A 17,857-nucleotide genomic window follows, 5' to 3' on the forward strand; every position below is an offset into this window, starting at 1 on the left:
CGGCCGCCGCGGGGACCGGGCCTTCCAAGCCTGAAAACAGTTCTGCCCGCACCCCTTTCAGGGCGCGGGCAGAGTGCTGTGCGTCTGTCAGGCAGTCAGGGACTTGCCGTTGGACTTGAGGTCGTTGCACGCCTCGACGACGCGCTCGCTCATGTTGGTCTCGGCCTTCTTGGACCAGCTGCGCGGGTCGTAGACCTTCTTGTTGCCGACGTCGCCGTCGACCTTCAGCACACCGTCGTAGTTGCTGAACATGTGGCCGGCGACCGGGCGGCTGTAGGCGTACTGCGTGTCGGTGTCGACGTTCATCTTCACGACGCCGTAGCTCAGGGCCTCGTCGATCTCGCTCTTCAGCGAGCCCGAACCGCCGTGGAACACGAAGTCGAAGGGCTTGGCGGCATCGCCGAGGCCGAGCTTCTTGGCCGCGACCTCCTGGCCGGTGTTGAGGACGTCGGGACGCAGCTTGACGTTGCCCGGCTTGTAGACGCCGTGCACGTTGCCGAAGGTCGCCGCGAGCAGGTAACGGTTGCCGGAGTCGCTGGCACCGAGCGCCTCGATGGTCTTCTCGAAGTCCTCGGGGGTGGTGAACAACTTGTCGTTGATCTCGTTCTCGACGCCGTCTTCCTCACCGCCGACCACGCCGATCTCGATCTCCAGGATGATGTTGGCCGCGCCCGCCTTGGCCAGCAGTTCCTTGGCGATCTCCAGGTTCTCGTCGAGCGGTACGGCGCTGCCGTCCCACATGTGCGACTGGAAAAGCGGGTTGCGACCGGCGTCGACGCGCTCCTGCGAGATCTGCAGCAGCGGCCGGACGTAGGTGTCGAGCTTGTCCTTGGGGCAGTGATCGGTGTGCAGACCGATCAGGACGTCGTACTTGGCCGCGACGACGTGCGCGAACTCGGCGAGGGCGACCGCTCCGGTCACCATGTCTTTGACACCCTGGCCGGACCCGAACTCGGCGCCACCGGTCGAGAACTGGATGATCCCGTCACTGCCGGCATCGGCGAAACCCTTGATCGCGGCGTTGATCGTCGACGACGAGGTGCAGTTGATCGCGGGGAATGCGTAACCGCCCTTCTTCGCCTTGTCGAACATCTCGGCGTACTGCTCCGGGGTTGCAATGGGCATCGACGAATCCTCCAGGGTGTTGATGTGCTCTGGTGTTCGGGTTCTCTCGCCGTCGACTGATGTTTCGGTGGCGAGCAGCCGGACTTCCCGCGGCCGGACTTCTCCCAGTATGGCAGGTGCCACATCGCCCGGCGCGGGCACCATTCGTGCCCGGACCTGCTGGAAAACGGCGGTGGCGGACCCGTGAGATTCTGTCCTCGACGGACGCGCAGGTACTCTGGCTCCCCGTGATCGACTCCGCACTTGCCACCACGACCACCAACCTGGCGCTGCTACCGGGATTCCTGGATCCGGTGAACCTGCTGAATTCGTTCGGCACGTGGATGCTGGCCGGTCTGCTGCTGGTCGTGTTCATCGAGTCGGGTCTGCTGTTCCCGCTGCTCCCCGGCGACTCGCTGCTCTTCACCGCGGGCCTCATCGTCGCGGCGAAGTCGGCGGAGATCGAGCCCTTCGCCCCGCTGTGGGTGCTGCTCGTCCTGATCCCCATCGCGGCGTTCCTGGGCGACCAGGTCGGCTACTGGATCGGCAAGAAGGCGGGGTACTCGCTGTTCCGGCCGGACGCGAAGATCCTGAAGCAGGTCTACATCGAGGAAGCGCACGAGTTCTTCGAGAAGCACGGCCCGGTGACGATCATCCTCGCGCGTTTCGTCCCGATCGTGCGCACCTATGCGCCGCTCGTCGCCGGCGCCGCGAAGATGCGGTACCCGATCTTCCTCACGTACAACATCGTCGGTGCGATCGCCTGGGGTGCGGGTGTCACCCTGCTCGGCTACTTCCTGGGCCAGATCGAGTTCATCCGCGACAACATCGACTACATCTTCCTGTTCATCGTCTTCATCTCGGTGCTGCCGATCATCTCCGAGATCGTCAAGCGCATCCTGCGCTCGCGGAAGAAGGTCGTCGAGGAGGAGCCCCTGCCCGCCTCCGACGAGGCCAACAACTCCGCCCCTCCCGCTGGTTGAGCTCCGTCACCACGCGGCGTCGAGGTCCGCGTGCTGACGGACCCACGCGTGCATGGCGATCCCGGCCGCGACGCCCGCGTTGATACTGCGCGTCGAACCGAATTGCGCAATCGACACGGTGAGGTCGGCCTCGCGCTGCGCATCGTCACTGACCCCCGGACCCTCCTGCCCGAAGACCAGCACGCAGTCGCGCGGTAGATCCGCCGTCTCGAGCGGCAGGGCTCCCGGCGTGTTGTCGACCGCCACGACGGTCAGTCCCGCGTCACGAGCCCAGTCGATGAGATCTGCCACCGTCTCGTGGTGCATCAGGTGTTGATAGCGGTCGGTCACCATCGCGCCGCGACGATTCCAACGACGTCGTCCGACGATGTGGACGGCGGCCACCGCGAAGGCGTTGGCGGTGCGCACCACGGTGCCGATGTTGGCGTCGTGGGCGAAGTTCTCGATGGCGACGTGCAGCGGATGTCGTCGGGCATCGATGTCGGCGACGATCGCCTCGCGCGACCAATACCGATAGGCGTCGGCGACGTTGCGGGTGTCGCCGTGGGCGAGCAACTCGGCGTCGAGGCGCGGGTCGGCGGGTGCGGGTTCACCGGGATGTTCGACGGCCCAGGGCCCGACTCCCACGGCCGGCCCGGTCTGCCATTCGGTGGGACCGGGTACCGCGCCGGACTCGTCGGCGGAACCCGCCGGGCCGGCCTCAGGCAAGCCCGAGGTCGCCGAGACCGAGGAGCGAGCGGTACGGCACGCCGAGACCGGTGATGACCGCGTCCGCGCCGGTTGCGCGGTCGACGACAGTGGCCACCCCGACGACGTTGCCGCCGATACCGCGCACGGCTTCGACAGCCGTGGACGGTGAGGCGCCGGTCGTGCTGGTGTCCTCGACGACGAGCACGTCGCGACCGACGACGTCGGGGCCCTCGATCTGGCGTTGCATGCCGTGTGCCTTGGCGGCCTTGCGGACGACGAAAGCGTCGATCGGCCGCCCGTCGGCGTGCATGATCGACGTCGCCACCGGGTCCGCCCCGAGGGTGAGACCGCCCACGGCGACGTAGTCCCAGTCCGCGGTCAGTTCCCGCATCAGCCGGCCGATGAGGCGGGACGCCTCGTGGTGCAGCGTCGCGCGGCGCAGGTCGACGTAGTAGTCGGCCTCCTTGCCCGACGACAGCGTCACCTTGCCGTGGACCACGGCGAGGTCGCGGACGAGCTCGGCGAGCCGCGCCTTCGCGGTCGGATCGACCTGCGGGGTCTCGGCGGGAACCGGGGCGGACGAGGACATGCGGCTTCCCTCTCGGTCGAACATGGAGCGTCAGGCGATCAGTTGCGGTGCCGGTTGGGCCGCTCGCCGGTGTCGCGGCGGGGTGCGTCGTCGGAGGTCCCGGCGGACCCGCGGACGGGCATCGGCGACATCCGGCGGCCCCCGGTTGAAGGGGCCGGGGGCTTGCGGGCCGCAGCCGGGCTCTCGGGATCTGCGGACGCGCCGGTCTGGGACGCCGGTGCCGTCGAGGTGCCGGCGGCCTGCCGACGGCGCTTGTCGCGGAGGGACTCGGTCTTCTCGTCGGCGAGCTCGGCCCGCGTGGGTCCGTGCGGGTCGCGCGGATCGGGTGAATCCTCCGGCTCTCGCATCGGCGGCAGCACCCGGAGCAGATCGGCGAACCGGCGGACGACCTCCAGGCCGGTGTTCAGCTTGGCCGGGTCGTTGGTCACCGGCATCGAGCCGAGCGCCCAGTTGCCCTCGTTCCACAGGACCTCGACGAACGCGGGCGCCTTGTTGGCGAGGGCCACCATGCGGCGGTCGCAGACCCGGCGGGCGACGTCGAGGTTGTTGGAGAACATGACGCGCGGGCCCATCGCGCCCAGCAGTTCCACGTCTTCCTCGGCGGGCGCGAGGACGTCCTCGTGCCGGAGGTCGACGACGACGTGCGAGGGTGAGGAGCGTCGGACGGCGATCACGGTCGCGGTCTCGGCCAGGTCGAAGACCACGGCCTCCACCCCGGCGTAGTGGCCGTAGGCGACGTCCTGGACCGGGATGTGGTCGCCGACGTTCATCGTGGCGCGCCGAAAGACCTTGCGCAGCTTGGTGTCCGACTCGCGGAACTTGAACTCGTGCTCATCGCCCCAGACCGCACGCTGGTGCCGTGCGATGCTCGACCGCTGGCGGTCGAGCCACAACAGGACACCCGCACCCAGTAGGGCCACGGCGGCGATCAGGAAATAGACGGTGGTCATCGCGCTACAGCCTACTATCGGCGGTCCCGCGGTGAGGTCATCCGCCTACCCGGATGTACCCGCGTTCCTTGTCGACGACGTTGACCAGCATCTCGGCCGGGTCCGCGGTACCCGCCGCGACATAGCGCCGCAGGTTGTCGAGGACCTGCTCGGCCAGCGCCTCGCGCCATCCGACGGCATCTCCGCTCATGTGAGCCGAGATCGCGACCCCGGGCAGATCCCACAGCGGGCTGTCGGCGGGCAGCGGCTCGGTCACGAAGACGTCGAGCGTGGCCGCGCCGAGGTGGCCCGAGCGGAGCGACTCGACGAGGGCCGCCTCGTCGACGAGTTCGCCGCGGCCGACGTTGACGAGGTGGGCGCCGGGTTTCATCGCCGCCAGCACCGTCGCGTCGATCATCCCGGCGGTCTGCTCGGTCAGCGGCGCGATTGCGACTACGGTGTCGAATCCGCCGACCTGTGCGGCGAGATCGTCGGTGGCCACGACATGCCCGAAGTCCGGATCCGAGTCGCGAGCGGTCCGGCCGGCCCCGACCACCCGGACACCCACCGCGCGAAGCAGTTTCGCGATCGCGCGGCCGATCCCGCCGGTCCCGATCACCAGAGCGGAGGTGCGGTGGGTCGCCACGGTCTCGCGGTGTCGCCATTCATGATCGCGCTGCAGCGCCATCGATTCGTGTAAACCCTTGTGCCGCGCGAGGACTGCGGCGAGGACGAACTCCGCGATCGGCCGGTCGAAGACGCCGTGGGCGTTGGTCACCACGACGTCGGAGGCCCGTAGCCCGTCGAAGAGCAACGAGTCGACGCCCGCCGCACACACATGAACCCAGCGCAACGATGCCGTGGCCGCGCCCCAGTGGTCGGCGAGGCCACGGGAGAAGAAGTCCCACAACACGAGAACGTCCGCACCCGGCAGGGCCGCGCCGAGATCGTCGGCCGTGCAGAGCCGTACCGTCGCGAGCTTCTCGAGCTCGGCGAGGTTGCCCGGCGGGGGATCGTCGGGCGAGATCAGCAGGGCGACCACGGGCGCGTGTGGGGTCATGACCCCACCGTAGGTGACGGGTCGGTGCGTTCGTCGATGACGAAGAGCAGCAGCGTCACCGCAAGGAAACCCGCCGGCACCCAGGCGGCGCGGCCACCCATCACCTGGGTGCAGACCGCCCCGACGAGTGCGCCGCCGGCGAACACCCCGACCACGCGGCCGTAGACCGTCAGGGCCTTGCGCGCGTCCGGGGCCCGGTCGACGGTGACGCCGTACCCGGCCTCCACGAGGCGCATCAGATTCCCGGTCGTGGCCACCGCGATGTAGTTGAGATCGCCGATGTTGCGGAACAACTCGATCTGCATGGCGGTGATGAACGAGATGGGGATGGTGACGAACGAGTGCGGGACGGAGGTGGGGACGAAGCCGATCACGACGAGGATGGTCACCTGCAGCGCCATCGTCACGCGGATCGGGTAGACGAGGAGATGGTCGAAGCGGCCGGCCTTCACGTGCACCGCCAGCACGACGCCGACGAGGAACGCGAGGATCGGCCAGAGATGACCGGAGGCCTGATACCAGTGCTGCTCCGCCAGATTCAACGCGAGCAGGATGACGTTCCCGGTCTGGGCGTTGGCGAACACCCCGCCCCGGGACAGATACGTGTAGCTGTCGAGGAAACCGCACGCCGCGGTGATCAGCAGGGCGAAGCGCAGCGACGTCGACGTGGTCACAGGACCACCGGGATCGAACCGGTCCGGCACCCCGACCGGTCGAGCAGCGAACCCAGTCGCTTCGGGGTCTCCAGCGTGACCGAGCGGTCGGCGACGACGAGTCCCGGCACCCGGCTCTCGAGCTGCTGCTCGAACTCGGACAGTTCGCCGACGGTGTGCAGCCAGACAGCCATCAGGATGTTCGCGGTACCGGTGACCTCACAGCAGACCCGTACCTGGGGTAGTTCGTCGAGCGCGTCGACGAGCGCCGAGATCGACCTCGACGACGCCCGCGCCCAGACGTTCGCCGTGACGGGCCATCCGCTGATCACGTGCGACACCTCGCATCGGATCGACAGGACGCGTTCGGCGACGAGTGCGGTCAGCCGACGCCGGACGGTCGGCGCGCTCAGACCACTCGCGGCGGCCAGGTCGACCGCCGAACGCCGGCCGTCCTGCGCCAGGGCGGCGATGAGTCGCAGATCCATCTCATCGGGTTCGTGCGCCAGCGGGCGGTGCTCGGGTCGGTGCTCGGCGAGCACCGACTCCTCGGCGTCGGACAGTGTGTGCACCCGCCAGCGTTCGCTTTCGCCGAAGACACGCATCACCACCCTCGTCCGGGTCCGGGCGACCCCCTCGAGGTCGGCGAGTCGCTGCACCCAGTCGCCGAGGAAGCCGAGATCCGGGACCATCACGGTCAGCAGCAGGTCGCCGTCGCCCGCGGTGCGCTGGATGGTGGCCACGTGCCGGTCCGCCGACAACCGCTCGACGAGCGCCGCACGCCGTGACGAGGTCTGGACCTCGACGAACGCGCTGCAGCGGGTGTTCAGGTACGCGGCCCCGGGATAGGTCACGATCCAGGCGAGACCGCCGTCGACGAGCCGCTCCCAGCGTCGGGCCGCGGTCGCCGCGCTCACGCCCACGACGTCGCCGACGACGCCCCACGGCGCCCTCGGCGCGACCTGCAGAGCGTGAACGATCTGATAATCGAGGTCGTCCGGCACGCAACAATCCTGCATCACGAGGTGAACTTTTTTCGGTTTCGGCAGACGCCGGGACAGTCCGCGGCAGCGCTCCTACGTTTCCTCCCAACACCCCAGTGGCCGCTCGAGCGGCCCGAGATCGAGGAGGACGATTCGTGAAGGTCTGCGTCATCGGCGGAGGTCACGGCTCTTATGCGGCCGCGGCCGAGCTCAGCGAGAAGGACCACCATGTCACCTGGTGGCGACGGGACGGCGCAGCGTTCTCGTCGCTGGTCGAGCGCGGCACGCTCGAGATCGACGACCACCGCGGCCGGCGGCAGATCGGCGTCGACGGCGGAGCGGGCGGCGGGATCTCGATCGTCGCCGACCTCGCCGAGGCGGTGTCCAACGCCGAGGTCATCGTCGCGCCGGTTCCGGCCTTCGCCCACGAGTCGCTCGCGCGGCAACTCGCGCCGCACCTGCGGGATGGCCAGGTCGTCTACCTGCCGCCGGGCAGCTTCGGGTCGTTCGTCCTCGCGCGGGCGGTGCGAGCGGCCGGCAATCCCGCGGACGTCGCGTTCGCCGAGACCGGGACCCTGCCCTACCTCGCACGCAAGCACGGCGACACCCGGGTCGTCGTCAGCGGGTACGCCACCCGTCTGCCCACCGGAGTGTTCCCGGCCCGGCACACCGATCGGGCGCTGGCGGTCCTCGGTGAGGTCTATCCCGCCGTCGAACGCAGCGAGGACGCCCTCAGCGGCGCGCTCATGAACGCCGGCCCGATCATCCACCCGCCACTGATCTTGATGAATGCCGGTCCGCTGGAACACTTCCCGTCGTGGGATATCCACAACGAGGGCACCCAGGACGCCATCCGGCGGGTCACCTCCGCGCTCGACGCCGAGCGCATCGCGGTCCGGGAGGCGCTCGGCTACGGCGCACCGCACTTCCCGCTCGCCGACCACTACACCGCCGACGGCGACGAGTGGATGTACGGCAACGCCGCCCACGAGAAGCTCACCGACAGCGGCGACTGGCGCGAGAACATCGACCTGCACACCCACCGCTACATGACCGAGGACGTCGAGATCGGGCTGGCGCTGCTGAGCTCGGTGGGGCGGTGGGCGTCGGTACCGACGCCGGTGGCCGACGGCTTGCTCGCCCTCGCCGGCGCGGTCACCGGACGTCCGGCCGCAACCGGCGGCCGGACCCTGGAGAACCTGGGACTGGCCGACCTCGACCGGTCCGGCATGCAGGCACTGCTCCACGACGGACCGGCGCAGTGACGGGTCGCCACGTCGCCGTCGTCGGCGCCGGCCGGATGGGTCAGGGCATCGCCGCCGCGCTGGCCTTCGGGAACGTGTCGGTCACGGTCGTCGACCTCCGCGACCGCGGTGCCGACGCCGCGGCCTACCTCGACGGGGTTCGCACCGCGGTCCGTCAGGCACTGGCGCACAAGGTCACGCTCGGCCTGCTGGCGGTCGAGGACCTCGACGACGTCGCGGCGCTGGTCACCGTCGTCGGCGAGGTCGACGCCCTGGGTCCGATGGCCGGCGCCGATCTGGTGTTCGAGGCGGTACCCGAGGTCGCCGAGATCAAGCGCGACGCGCTCACGTGGATCGAGGCGATGGTCGGCGACACCGTCCCCATCGCGTCGACCACCTCGAGCTTCCTCGTCGACGAGCTCGCCGGGGCGTTGTCGGCCCCGGAGCGATTCCTCAACGCGCACTGGCTGAATCCGGCTGACCTCATGCCGCTCGTCGAGGTCGCGCCGGGCACCGCCACCGGCCGCGGGGTCGTCGACGCCACCCGCGACCTGCTCGTCGCGGTTGGCAAGGTACCCGTGGTGTGCGCCCCGTCGCCCGGGTACATCGTGCCCCGGCTGCAGGCGCTCGTGATGAACGAGGCGGCCCGGATGGTCGACGAGGGGGTGGCCAGCGCCGAGGACATCGACACCGCGGTGCGCATCGGATTCGGCTCGCGCTTCGCGGTTCTCGGCCTGCTCGAGTTCATCGACTGGGGTGGTTGCGACACCTTGTACCACGCGTCGAATTACCTGCGTGGTGAACTCGGCGAGCGGTTCGCGCCCGCCCCGCTGGTCGAGTCCAACATGACCTCCGGGCGTCGTGGGATATCCGACGGCGCAGGCTTTTACGAGTTCGACCCGGCCACCGTGGCCGACTACCGCGCCCAGCGGATCGCCGACTTCGCCCGCGTACTCGACGCGGTCGGGCGTCTCGCCCGCCACGAGGAGTTCAGCACGGCCGACTGACGGATCGGGCGACGACCTCACCCGCCACCGGACCCGGTTCCGGTGGCGCGGTGAAGCGTGCCCGAACGCGGCCAATAGCTCGGCGCGGTAAAGCTTTTCCCGATTCCCCCCGCCTCGCGGGTTCGACACAATCGATCCATCCACGAGTACAGCCAACGAACGACGGCCTCGAGGGTCCGTTCGCCCACCGATGAGGAGTGATCCGTGGTAACTCTCGACAATTCTGCACCACCCGACCCCTCGGCCACCGGCACCGGCCGGCCGCGCCGGGAACGGACCACCCGCGTCGCCGTCGCGTCCGGTGTCGGCACGATCATGGAGTTCTACGACTTCGCGATCTACGGCACCGCGACGGCACTGGTCTTCAACAAGATCTTCTTTAACGTCGACGATCCCTGGTTCGGCACCTTCCTGGGCTTCGCGACCTTCGCGGTCGGTTTCGTGATGGCGCCGATCGGCGCCCTGATCTTCGGACACTTCGGGGACAAATTCGGCCGACGCAAGGCGCTGACCGCCGCCTTCCTGCTCATGGGCGGATCGACCCTGGCCATGGGCGTCCTCCCCGACTACCAGGCCATCGGGATCGTGGCACCGATCATCCTGGTCTTCCTGCGCATGGTGCACGGCATCTCGCGCGGCGGTGAGATCGGCGGCGCCGCCCTGCTCGCCGCCGAACACGCGCCGACGCACCGGCGCGGTCTGTACGGCTGCTTCGTCACCCTCGGTTCGCCGGTCGGCGGCATCCTGGCCAACCTGTCGTTCGCCCTCGTCCTGCTGATGCCGATGGAACAGGTCCTGGCCTGGGGCTGGCGGATCCCGTTCCTCATCGGCGGTGTCGTGCTGGCGATCGGGGTGTGGACCCGGTCCCGCGTCAGTGAGACACCGGACTTCGTCGAGTCCAAGCAGGCCGAGGAGAAGTCGCCGCCGGCCTTCGCCGTGCTCCGCCAGAACTGGCGTCGCGTCGCGCTGGCCGCCGGTATCAACGTCGGACAGAACTGTTACGCCTTCCTGCTGTTCACGTTCATGCTCTCCTTCCTGACCGAGACCGATCCGGGACGCGGCTTCGACCGGTCCCCGGTGGTCTTCGGCAGCACGCTGGCGCTCGCCTGCCACGCCGCGACGGTCGTGCTGGGCAGCTACCTGTCCGACCGGCTGGGCCGCAAGACGGTGATCGGCTTCGGGATGATCACGTCGCTGCTGTTCGCTCCGATCCTGTTCTCCGTCACCGCATCCGGGTCGTTGGCCGCCTGCATCACGGTCATCTCCATCGGCTTCGCACTGACCGGGTTCGTCTATGGTCCGATGCTCACCACCTTCGCCGAGCTGTTCCCGATCACGCAGCGCTACAGCGGCATCGGGATCGGTTTCCAGGTCGGCGCGGTGCTGGGCGGCGGCCTGGCGCCGATGATCGCGAACCGGATCGTCAGCGCCACCGGCAGCGTGATCCCCGTCGGCTTCTATGCGGCGGCCCTGATGGCGATCAGCCTCTGCTGCCTGATGGTCATCCGCGAGACGGCTCCCGCGCTCGCCGGGCGACCCACGTTGCGACAACGTCTGCGCAGCTGACCTCGCGGGCCAACTATTGACAGCATCCTGTCATTAATGACAGGATGCTGTCATAGTCGTCCGAAGGAGGCACCATGAAGACCGTCCATCTCGCCCTGTACCCGACGCTCGCCGATTGGGAGTTCGGGTACGTCGCGTCCGGCATCAACAATCCCGAGTACCAGGCCGAGCCGGGAACGTTCCGGATCGTGGCCGTCGGCGCGACGACCGAGCCGGTCCGCACCATCGGCGGGGTCACGATGGTGCCCGACACGACGCTCGACGCGATCACGCCCGAGGACAGCGCGATGCTCGTCCTGCCCGGCGCCCAGATCTGGGAGACCAACGACGCCTTCGTCGACGCCGCGCGGCGCTGGTCCGAAGCCGGCACCCCGGTAGCCGGGATCTGCGGCGCGACAATGGGTCTCGCGCGCGCCGGACTGCTCGACGACCGACGCCACACCAGCAACGCGCCGGAGCAGTTGTCGCCCACCGGTTATGCCGGGGCCGCCCACTACGTCGACGCCCCCGCCGTCACCGACCGCGGCGTCATCACCGCGGCGGCGATCGCCCCGGTCGACTTCGCACGGGAGGTCTTCGCGCTGCTCGGCGTCTACACGCCGCCGGTGCTCGACGCCTGGTACCAGCTCTACGGCCACCAGGACCCCAGCGGCTTCTACGCGCTGGCCGGCGAGCAGTGAGAGACCCGCAGGACCTGCTGTCGGCCTCCGCGCTGACAGCGTTCCGGCTGAACGGCCAGTTCCTCGGCCTCGCCGAGCGTCTCGCCGAACCCGCCGGGCTGACCGCCACGCGGTGGCAGGTGCTCGGCGCGGTGCTCGACGAACCGCTGCCGGTCGCGGGCATCGCACGGGCGATGGGGATCACGCGGCAGAGCGTGCAACGCACCGCCGACCTCCTCGTCGCCGACGGACTGGCCGAGTACCGCGACAATCCGGCCCACCGTCGCGCCAAGCTCGTCGCCCCCACAGCGGACGGCCTCGCGGCCGTCCGCGCGATCAACCCGGGACATCGCGCGGCGGCCATCCGATTGGCGACCGCGCTCGACCCGGCCCGGTGGGAGCACGCCTTGACCGCACTCCGCGATCTCAGCGCCGCCCTTGACGAACTCGACGACCAGCGCTGATGTCTAATTGTTGACAATCGTACGATCGAGCGTCACCGTGTAGCCATGACTGCCGGCGTCGAGTCCCAGATCCACAGTTCCCAGGTCCGCACCGACCAGACCGCGTCGTTGAGCCCCGCCCTGAAACAGGCGACTCCCGTCGTCGTCGACACTGCGGCCGGTTCGTGGATCCGGGGCACCGACGGTCGCGACTACCTCGACTTCACCACCGGTATCGGCGTGACCAGTACCGGCCACTGCCACCCGCACGTCGTCGCGGCCGCGCAGGCGCAGTGCGCCAAGATCATCCACGCGCAGTACACCACCGTGATGCACACCCCGCTCCTCGAGCTCACCACCCGACTCGGGGCGGTACTGCCCATGGGCCTCGACTCCGTCTTCTACGCGAACTCCGGTTCCGAAGCCGTGGAGGCCGCCGTCCGTCTCGCCCGGATGGCCACCGCGAAGCCCAACATCATCGTGTTCCAGGGCGGCTTCCACGGCCGGACCGTCGCCGCGGCCAGCCTGACGACGGCCGGCACCCGCTTCTCCGCCGGCTTCTCGCCCCTGATGAGTGGCGTGCACATGGCTCCGTTCCCCTACGCCTACCGCTATGGCTGGGACACCGACACCGCGGTCGACTTCGTACTCCGTGAACTCGACTACCTGCTGCAGTCGCGCGTCGCACCCAACGACACAGCGGCCTTCCTCATCGAGCCGGTGCTGGGCGACGGCGGCTATCTGCCCACCCCGCCGCGCTTCCTGCAGGGCCTGCGCGAGCGCGCCGACCGCCACGGCATCCTCCTCGTCCTCGACGAGGTACAGGCGGGGTTCGGTCGCACCGGCAGGTTCTGGGGTCACCAGCACGCGGCGGGCCTGACCCCCGACATCCTGATCACCGCCAAGGGCCTGGCGTCGGGATTCCCGATCTCGGCGATCGCGGCGCCGACGGAACTGATGAGCAAGGCGTGGCCGGGGTCGCAGGGCGGCACGTACGGCGGCAACGCCGTCGCGGCCGCCGCCGCGATCGCGACCCTCGATGTGATCGAGTCAGAGGGCCTCGTCGAGAACGCGCGCGTCCGCGGTGAGCAGCTGCTCGCCGGTCTGCGGCAGGTATGTGCACCGTTCCCGGGCGTCGGCGACGTCCGCGGGCTGGGGCTGATGGCCGGCATCGAGTTCATCACGACCGATGCCGCCGGGAACACGACGCCCGACGCGGCGGCCGCGCTCGCCGTTCAGCAGGCCACCACCACCCAGGGGTTGCTCTCGCTCACGTGCGGGCCGTCGGCCAACGTCGTGCGCCTCATCCCCGCCCTGGTCGTCACCGCCGAGGAGATCGACCTCGGCGTCACCCGCTTCGGTGCCGCGCTCGCCGCGGCCCTGGGCTAGACCTGACAACCCGGCCTCATATGCCACGGGTGGACATCGCAGCCGAACTCACCGCTCTCGGTGTCGATGCGGACGCCTCGACACGTCGCCTGGCCGAATACTCCTACGACGCCTCGAATTACCGTGTCCCGCCCCTGGCGGTCACCTTCCCGCGTACCGCCCGCGACGTCGCGACGGTGGTCGGGTGGTGTCATGACCACCGCGTCCCGGTGGTTCCCCGCGGCGGCGGGACCGCCATGGGCGGCAACGCGATCGGGCCCGGCGTCGTGCTCGACCTGTCCCGGCATCTCGACCACGTCCTATCCGTCGACTCCGATTCCGCGACCGCGGTCGCGGGCGCCGGGATCGTCCTGACCACACTGGCCGCCGACGCACGAGCCGCCACCGGCGGCAGGCTCACCTTTGCGCCGGACCCGTCCTCGGCCTCGCGCGCGACCCTCGGCGGCGCGATCGGCAACGACGCCTGCGGCAATCACTCGGTTCGGTACGGCCGTACCAGCGACCACATCGTCGAACTGCACCTCGTCACCGCCGACGGCCTGATGCTCACCGCAACTCGTGACGGGCTCCGCGCCACCGAGGCCGCCGATGCCGCGGCAACGGAGCGGGCGGCCGAGATCACCGCGTCGCTGCGGGAGCTGACCACCGCGAACCTGGCTATCCTGCGCACCCAGCTCGAGACCATCCCGCGGCAGGTCTCCGGTTACCATCTCGCGAAGCTGCTGCCGGAGAACGGTTTCGACGTGGCTCGCGCACTCGTCGGCAGCGAGGGGACCTGCGCGATCGTCGTGTCAGCACGCGTCACGCTGGTACCGGTCCCGACGTCTCAGCTCCTGCTGTGCGTCGGCTACCACTCCCCCGCCGACGCCGCCCGGGACGTACCGGCGATCCTTCCGTTCGCACCGTCGGCCATCGAGGGCATCGACCGCAAGATCGTCGCCACGATGGCGGCGCGGCGTGGCCACGACGCCGTCGCCGGCCTGCCCGACGGATCCGCGTGGTTGTTCATCGACGTCGACGAGGACAGCGCTGCCGCGCAATCCGAGTCGGATGTGCCGGCGACCGCCAAGCGGTTGCTCGACCACCTGCGCGCGCAGGGACGGATGACCGACGCCACGGTGGTCGACGACCCCGTCCGCCGCCGGGCGCTGTGGCGGGTCCGCGAGGACGGTGCGGGTCTGTCGTCCCGACTGGCCGACCCCGACGACGAGAGCATCGGCGCGGGCTACGAGTCGTGGCCCGGATGGGAGGACGCGGCCGTCGCACCCGAGCGCCTCGCCGACTACCTCGACGACTTCGCCGACCTGCTCGACCGGCACGGCCTCACCGGGGTCATGTACGGGCACTTCGGCGCCGGGTGCATGCACGTCCGCATCACGTTCGACCTGCGCTCTCCCGAGGGCCGCGAGGTGATGGCACGCTTCTGCACCGAGGCCGCCGAACTCGTGGTGCGACACGGCGGTTCACTGTCCGGTGAGCACGGCGACGGGCGAGCCCGGTCGGCGCTGCTGCCGCTCATGTACAGCCCGGCGATGATGTCGGCCTTCACCCGCTTCAAGGCGATCTGGGACCCGCACGGAACCCTCAACCCGGGCAGCATCGTCGATCCGCCCCCGATCACCGCCGACCTCGCCCTCGCCGACGTGCCGCGTCGCCACTGGCCCACCGCCTTCGATCTGGGGCACGAACTCCCGCTCGTCGACCCGTTCGTCCACGCGGTACAGGGATGCATCGGCGTCGGACGGTGCCGGGCGGACTCGGGCGGGGTGATGTGTCCGAGCTACAAGGCCACCCGCGACGAGAAGGACTCCACCCGCGGGCGCGCCCGTGTGCTGCAAGACATGGTCCGCACCGCGCCGAGCGTCGACGAGGGATGGCGGTCCACCGATGTCGCCGAGGCGCTCGAACTGTGCCTGTCGTGCAAGGCGTGTTCCACCGATTGCCCGACCGGCGTCGACATGGCCACCTACAAGTCGGAGTTCCTCGACCACCACTATCGACGCCGGCTCCGCCCGCTGTCGCACTACTCCCTCGGCTGGATGCCCGCGTGGCTGTCGGCGGCGGGGCTCGCGGCACCGGTGCTCAACCGAGCACTGCGATCCAGGCTGAGCGGTCTCGCCGCGCGCGCCGGCGGACTCGACCCCCGGCGCACGATGCCCGCCTTTGCGACACGACGTGCGCGACGCACCCATCTCCGGCCACTCTCCCCGGTCGACGCGTCGTCCACGGTCGTGCTGTTCGTCGACTCCTTCACCCGCGCCTTCCGGCCGCAGGTGGCCACCGCGGTCGCCGAGATCCTCCGAGCCGCCGACCCCGTCGACCGTGCGTCGGATCCCGTCGACCGTGCATCAGCTTCCGTCGGCTGTGCGGCCGACAACTGCTGCGGTCTCACGTGGATCTCGACGGGACAGCTTGACCGCGCCCGAAAGGTGCTGCGCCGTACCGTCGCCGACCTCGACGACGGTACGGACCGGCCGATCGTCGTTGTCGAACCCAGTTGCGCCGCGGCGCTCGCGAAGGACCTGCCCGAACTCGTGCCGACCGACGCCGCCCGTCGCGTGGCTGCACGCGTGCGAAGTTTCGCCGCCCATGTGCCCACTCTGCTCGATGCCGGCTGGCGACCACCACCACTGCCCGACGAGGTGACGTTGCAGACCCATTGCCACGAGTACGCGGTGTTCGGCGCCCGGGTCGGCATCACCGCCCTGGACGCCCTGGGGGTCACCGTGCACACCGCGGACGGTTGTTGCGGCGTGGCAGGCAACTTCGGTTTCGAGAAGGGTCACTACGAGGTGAGCATGGCCGTCGCCGAGAACGGACTCGCACCGGCGCTGCGGAACGCGCCGCAGCGGGCCGTCGTCACCGACGGGTTCAGCTGCGCGATGGCCGTCGAACACCTCGCCGCCGTCGACGACGCCCTCGCCCCCGCGCGCGTACGCGGAATCCATCTCGCCGAACTGCTCAGGGCATCACCCGATACCGATACTCCAGGAGTACAACCATGACGACCATCGCGCCCCAGACCGCTCCCGAAGCAGTGTCCCGCGTCCACACCGACCTGTTCGTCGACGGCGAGTGGGCTCCGGCCGCGTCGGGCAAGCGCTTCGACGTCGTGAACCCGGCCACGGAAGAGGTACTCGCCCAGGTGGCCGACGCCGACGCCGTCGACGCTCGGCGCGCGCTCGAGACCGCGGCCGCGCACCAGGCCGAGTGGGCCACGACCTCACCGCGGTTCCGCAGTGAGATCCTCTATCACGCACATCAACTCATCATGACGCGCGCGGACGAGATCGCCGCGGTGATGACCGCGGAGATGGGCAAGCCCCTCGCTGAGGCCAAGGGCGAGGTCGCCTACGGCGCCGAGTTCTTCCGCTGGTTCGCCGAGGAAGCCGTGCGCATCGGTGGCGACTCCACCACCACCGGCGACGGATCGCACCGGGTCGTGGTGACCAGGCAGCCCGTCGGCCCGTGCATCCTCATCACGCCGTGGAACTTCCCGCTGGCCATGGCGACCCGCAAGATCGGGCCGGCCGTCGCGGCCGGTTGCACCATGGTCTTCAAGCCCGCCGAACTCACCCCGCTCACCTCCCTGCTGCTGGCCGACATCCTCGTCGAGGCCGGTCTGCCCGCGGGGGTGCTGAACATCGTCACGACCAGCGACCCGTCGACCGTCGTCACCGAGTGGATGGAGAGCGGACTCGCCCGCAAGGTCAGCTTCACCGGGTCGACCGAGGTCGGGAAACTACTCCTGCGTCAGGCGGCGGGCGCGGTCATGCGGACGTCGATGGAGCTGGGCGGCAACGCGCCGTTCATCGTCTGCGCCGACGCGGACATCCCGCGGGCCGTCGACGGCCTGATGTTCGCCAAGATGCGCAACATCGGTCAGGCCTGCACGGCCGCTAATCGAGTCTTCGTGCACCGCAGCGTGATCGACGAGTTCACCGACGCCTTCGCCGCGAGAATGTCCAGTTTGCGCGTCGGTGACGGTGCGGCCGAGGGCGTCCAGGTCGGGCCCCTCGTCGAACGCAAGGCCGTCGAGAAGGTCTCGGCGCTCGTCTCCGACGCCGTGGCCAAAGGCGCGACGGTGATCTGCGGCGGCGAGAAGACCAGCGGCCCAGGATTCTTCTACCCGCCGACTGTGTTGTCCGGCGTCGGGCTCGACGCAGACCTCATGCGCACCGAGATATTCGGGCCCGTCGCCGCGATCATCCCGTTCGGGAATGCTGACAGGCCAGACGATCCTGCCGCCGACGACGAAGTGCTCGCGCTGGCCAACGACACTCCCTGGGGCCTGGTCGGTTACCTCTTCAGTCAGGATGTCGACCGCTGCGCCAGGCTGTCGGCCGCGCTGGAAACCGGTATGGTCGGGGTCAACACCGGCGCCGTGTCCAATCCGGCGGCTCCCTTCGGGGGTGTCAAGGAATCCGGGCTCGGCCGCGAGGGTGGACGCGTGGGCATCGAGGAGTTCCTCGACATGAAGTACACGGCGACGCCGATTCATCGTCGCTGACAGCGGTTTTCCGGAACACATCAGCGTTCAGACAGGAGCGAGGAGACC

General features: G+C 69.5%; 16 protein-coding genes. 9 read left to right on the plus strand and 7 right to left on the minus strand.

What is annotated here, in order from left to right; all coding sequences use genetic code 11:
- Positions 1-87: 87 nt before the first annotated feature.
- Positions 88-1,125 (minus strand): class II fructose-bisphosphate aldolase, encoded by a 1,038-nt coding sequence (gene fbaA / locus GR168_RS19140; RefSeq protein WP_068971816.1) that lies wholly within the window; start codon positions 1,123-1,125, stop codon positions 88-90.
- Positions 1,126-1,352: 227 nt separating this feature from the next.
- On the opposite strand from fbaA, the gene GR168_RS19145 reads away from it, so the two are divergent.
- Complete coding sequence (locus GR168_RS19145) at positions 1,353-2,087, plus strand: VTT domain-containing protein (RefSeq protein WP_068971817.1); 735 nt, start codon at positions 1,353-1,355, stop codon at positions 2,085-2,087.
- Between the two features lie 6 nt (positions 2,088-2,093).
- On the opposite strand, the gene GR168_RS19150 is transcribed toward GR168_RS19145, so the two are convergent.
- Genes GR168_RS19150 through GR168_RS19175 form a run of 6 tightly spaced genes read right to left on the minus strand, consistent with a single transcriptional unit; the run spans position 2,094 to position 7,012 of the window.
- Entirely contained in the window at positions 2,094-2,795 is a 702-nt protein-coding gene (locus tag GR168_RS19150) for an RNA methyltransferase (RefSeq protein ID WP_159371436.1), read from the minus strand.
- Entirely contained in the window at positions 2,788-3,366 is a 579-nt protein-coding gene (locus GR168_RS19155) for an orotate phosphoribosyltransferase (protein WP_137809980.1), read from the minus strand. The genes GR168_RS19150 and GR168_RS19155 overlap by 8 nt, the downstream gene beginning before the upstream one ends.
- Positions 3,367-3,404: 38 nt before the next feature.
- Complete coding sequence (locus GR168_RS19160; protein ID WP_137809981.1) at positions 3,405-4,316, minus strand: hypothetical protein; 912 nt, start codon at positions 4,314-4,316, stop codon at positions 3,405-3,407.
- A gap of 37 nt (positions 4,317-4,353) precedes the next feature.
- Positions 4,354-5,355: a D-2-hydroxyacid dehydrogenase gene (locus GR168_RS19165; protein WP_159371437.1), complete on the minus strand. Its 1,002-nt coding sequence runs from the start codon at positions 5,353-5,355 to the stop codon at positions 4,354-4,356.
- Entirely contained in the window at positions 5,352-6,029 is a 678-nt protein-coding gene (locus tag GR168_RS19170) for a YoaK family protein (protein ID WP_137809983.1), read from the minus strand. The genes GR168_RS19165 and GR168_RS19170 overlap by 4 nt, the downstream gene beginning before the upstream one ends.
- Entirely contained in the window at positions 6,026-7,012 is a 987-nt protein-coding gene (locus GR168_RS19175) for an Lrp/AsnC family transcriptional regulator (protein ID WP_159371438.1), read from the minus strand. Before GR168_RS19175 ends, GR168_RS19170 begins: the two co-directional genes overlap by 4 nt.
- 134 nt (positions 7,013-7,146) lie before the next feature.
- On the opposite strand from GR168_RS19175, the gene GR168_RS19180 reads away from it, so the two are divergent.
- From GR168_RS19180 to GR168_RS19215, 8 genes are all read left to right on the plus strand, one after another.
- Positions 7,147-8,256, plus strand: coding sequence for an NAD/NADP-dependent octopine/nopaline dehydrogenase family protein (locus GR168_RS19180; protein WP_137809985.1), 1,110 nt, complete (start codon positions 7,147-7,149; stop codon positions 8,254-8,256).
- On the plus strand, positions 8,253-9,242 hold the full coding sequence (locus tag GR168_RS19185; RefSeq protein ID WP_137809986.1) for a 3-hydroxybutyryl-CoA dehydrogenase: 990 nt from the start codon (positions 8,253-8,255) through the stop codon (positions 9,240-9,242). Before GR168_RS19180 ends, GR168_RS19185 begins: the two co-directional genes overlap by 4 nt.
- 204 nt (positions 9,243-9,446) lie before the next feature.
- Positions 9,447-10,808: an MFS transporter gene (locus GR168_RS19190; protein WP_065629561.1), complete on the plus strand. Its 1,362-nt coding sequence runs from the start codon at positions 9,447-9,449 to the stop codon at positions 10,806-10,808.
- 74 nt (positions 10,809-10,882) lie between these two features.
- Positions 10,883-11,488: a DJ-1/PfpI family protein gene (locus GR168_RS19195; protein WP_137809987.1), complete on the plus strand. Its 606-nt coding sequence runs from the start codon at positions 10,883-10,885 to the stop codon at positions 11,486-11,488.
- Positions 11,485-11,931 carry a helix-turn-helix domain-containing protein gene (locus tag GR168_RS19200; protein ID WP_137809988.1) on the plus strand — a complete coding sequence of 149 codons (447 nt, stop codon included), beginning with the start codon at positions 11,485-11,487 and terminating at the stop codon, positions 11,929-11,931. Before GR168_RS19195 ends, GR168_RS19200 begins: the two co-directional genes overlap by 4 nt.
- Positions 11,932-11,976: 45 nt before the next feature.
- The gene (locus tag GR168_RS19205; protein WP_159371439.1) at positions 11,977-13,299 is read left to right on the plus strand and encodes an aminotransferase class III-fold pyridoxal phosphate-dependent enzyme; all 1,323 of its coding nucleotides are present in this window, start codon (positions 11,977-11,979) and stop codon (positions 13,297-13,299) included.
- 20 nt (positions 13,300-13,319) lie between these two features.
- Entirely contained in the window at positions 13,320-16,304 is a 2,985-nt protein-coding gene (locus GR168_RS19210) for an FAD-binding and (Fe-S)-binding domain-containing protein (RefSeq protein ID WP_137809990.1), read from the plus strand.
- On the plus strand, positions 16,301-17,809 hold the full coding sequence (locus tag GR168_RS19215) for an NAD-dependent succinate-semialdehyde dehydrogenase (RefSeq protein WP_137809991.1): 1,509 nt from the start codon (positions 16,301-16,303) through the stop codon (positions 17,807-17,809). Before GR168_RS19210 ends, GR168_RS19215 begins: the two co-directional genes overlap by 4 nt.
- The last annotated feature ends 48 nt before the right edge of the window (positions 17,810-17,857 follow it).

It is taken from the genome of Gordonia sp. JH63, assembly GCF_009856645.1.
GTDB classification, from domain to species: domain Bacteria; phylum Actinomycetota; class Actinomycetes; order Mycobacteriales; family Mycobacteriaceae; genus Gordonia; species Gordonia hongkongensis.

Bases quoted from the DNA above. Each gene is read 5' to 3' on its own strand.
- fbaA (WP_068971816.1), bottom strand. From the start codon at position 1,125: ATGCCCATTGCAACCCCGGAGCAGTACGCCGAGATGTTCGACAAGGCG.
- GR168_RS19155 (WP_137809980.1), bottom strand. From the start codon at position 3,366: ATGTCCTCGTCCGCCCCGGTTCCCGCCGAGACCCCGCAGGTCGATCCG.
- GR168_RS19160 (WP_137809981.1), bottom strand. From the start codon at position 4,316: ATGACCACCGTCTATTTCCTGATCGCCGCCGTGGCCCTACTGGGTGCG.
- GR168_RS19165 (WP_159371437.1), bottom strand. From the start codon at position 5,355: ATGACCCCACACGCGCCCGTGGTCGCCCTGCTGATCTCGCCCGACGAT.
- GR168_RS19195 (WP_137809987.1), top strand. From the start codon at position 10,883: ATGAAGACCGTCCATCTCGCCCTGTACCCGACGCTCGCCGATTGGGAG.
- GR168_RS19205 (WP_159371439.1), top strand. From the start codon at position 11,977: ATGACTGCCGGCGTCGAGTCCCAGATCCACAGTTCCCAGGTCCGCACC.
- GR168_RS19210 (WP_137809990.1), top strand. From the start codon at position 13,320: ATGCCACGGGTGGACATCGCAGCCGAACTCACCGCTCTCGGTGTCGAT.
- GR168_RS19215 (WP_137809991.1), top strand. From the start codon at position 16,301: ATGACGACCATCGCGCCCCAGACCGCTCCCGAAGCAGTGTCCCGCGTC.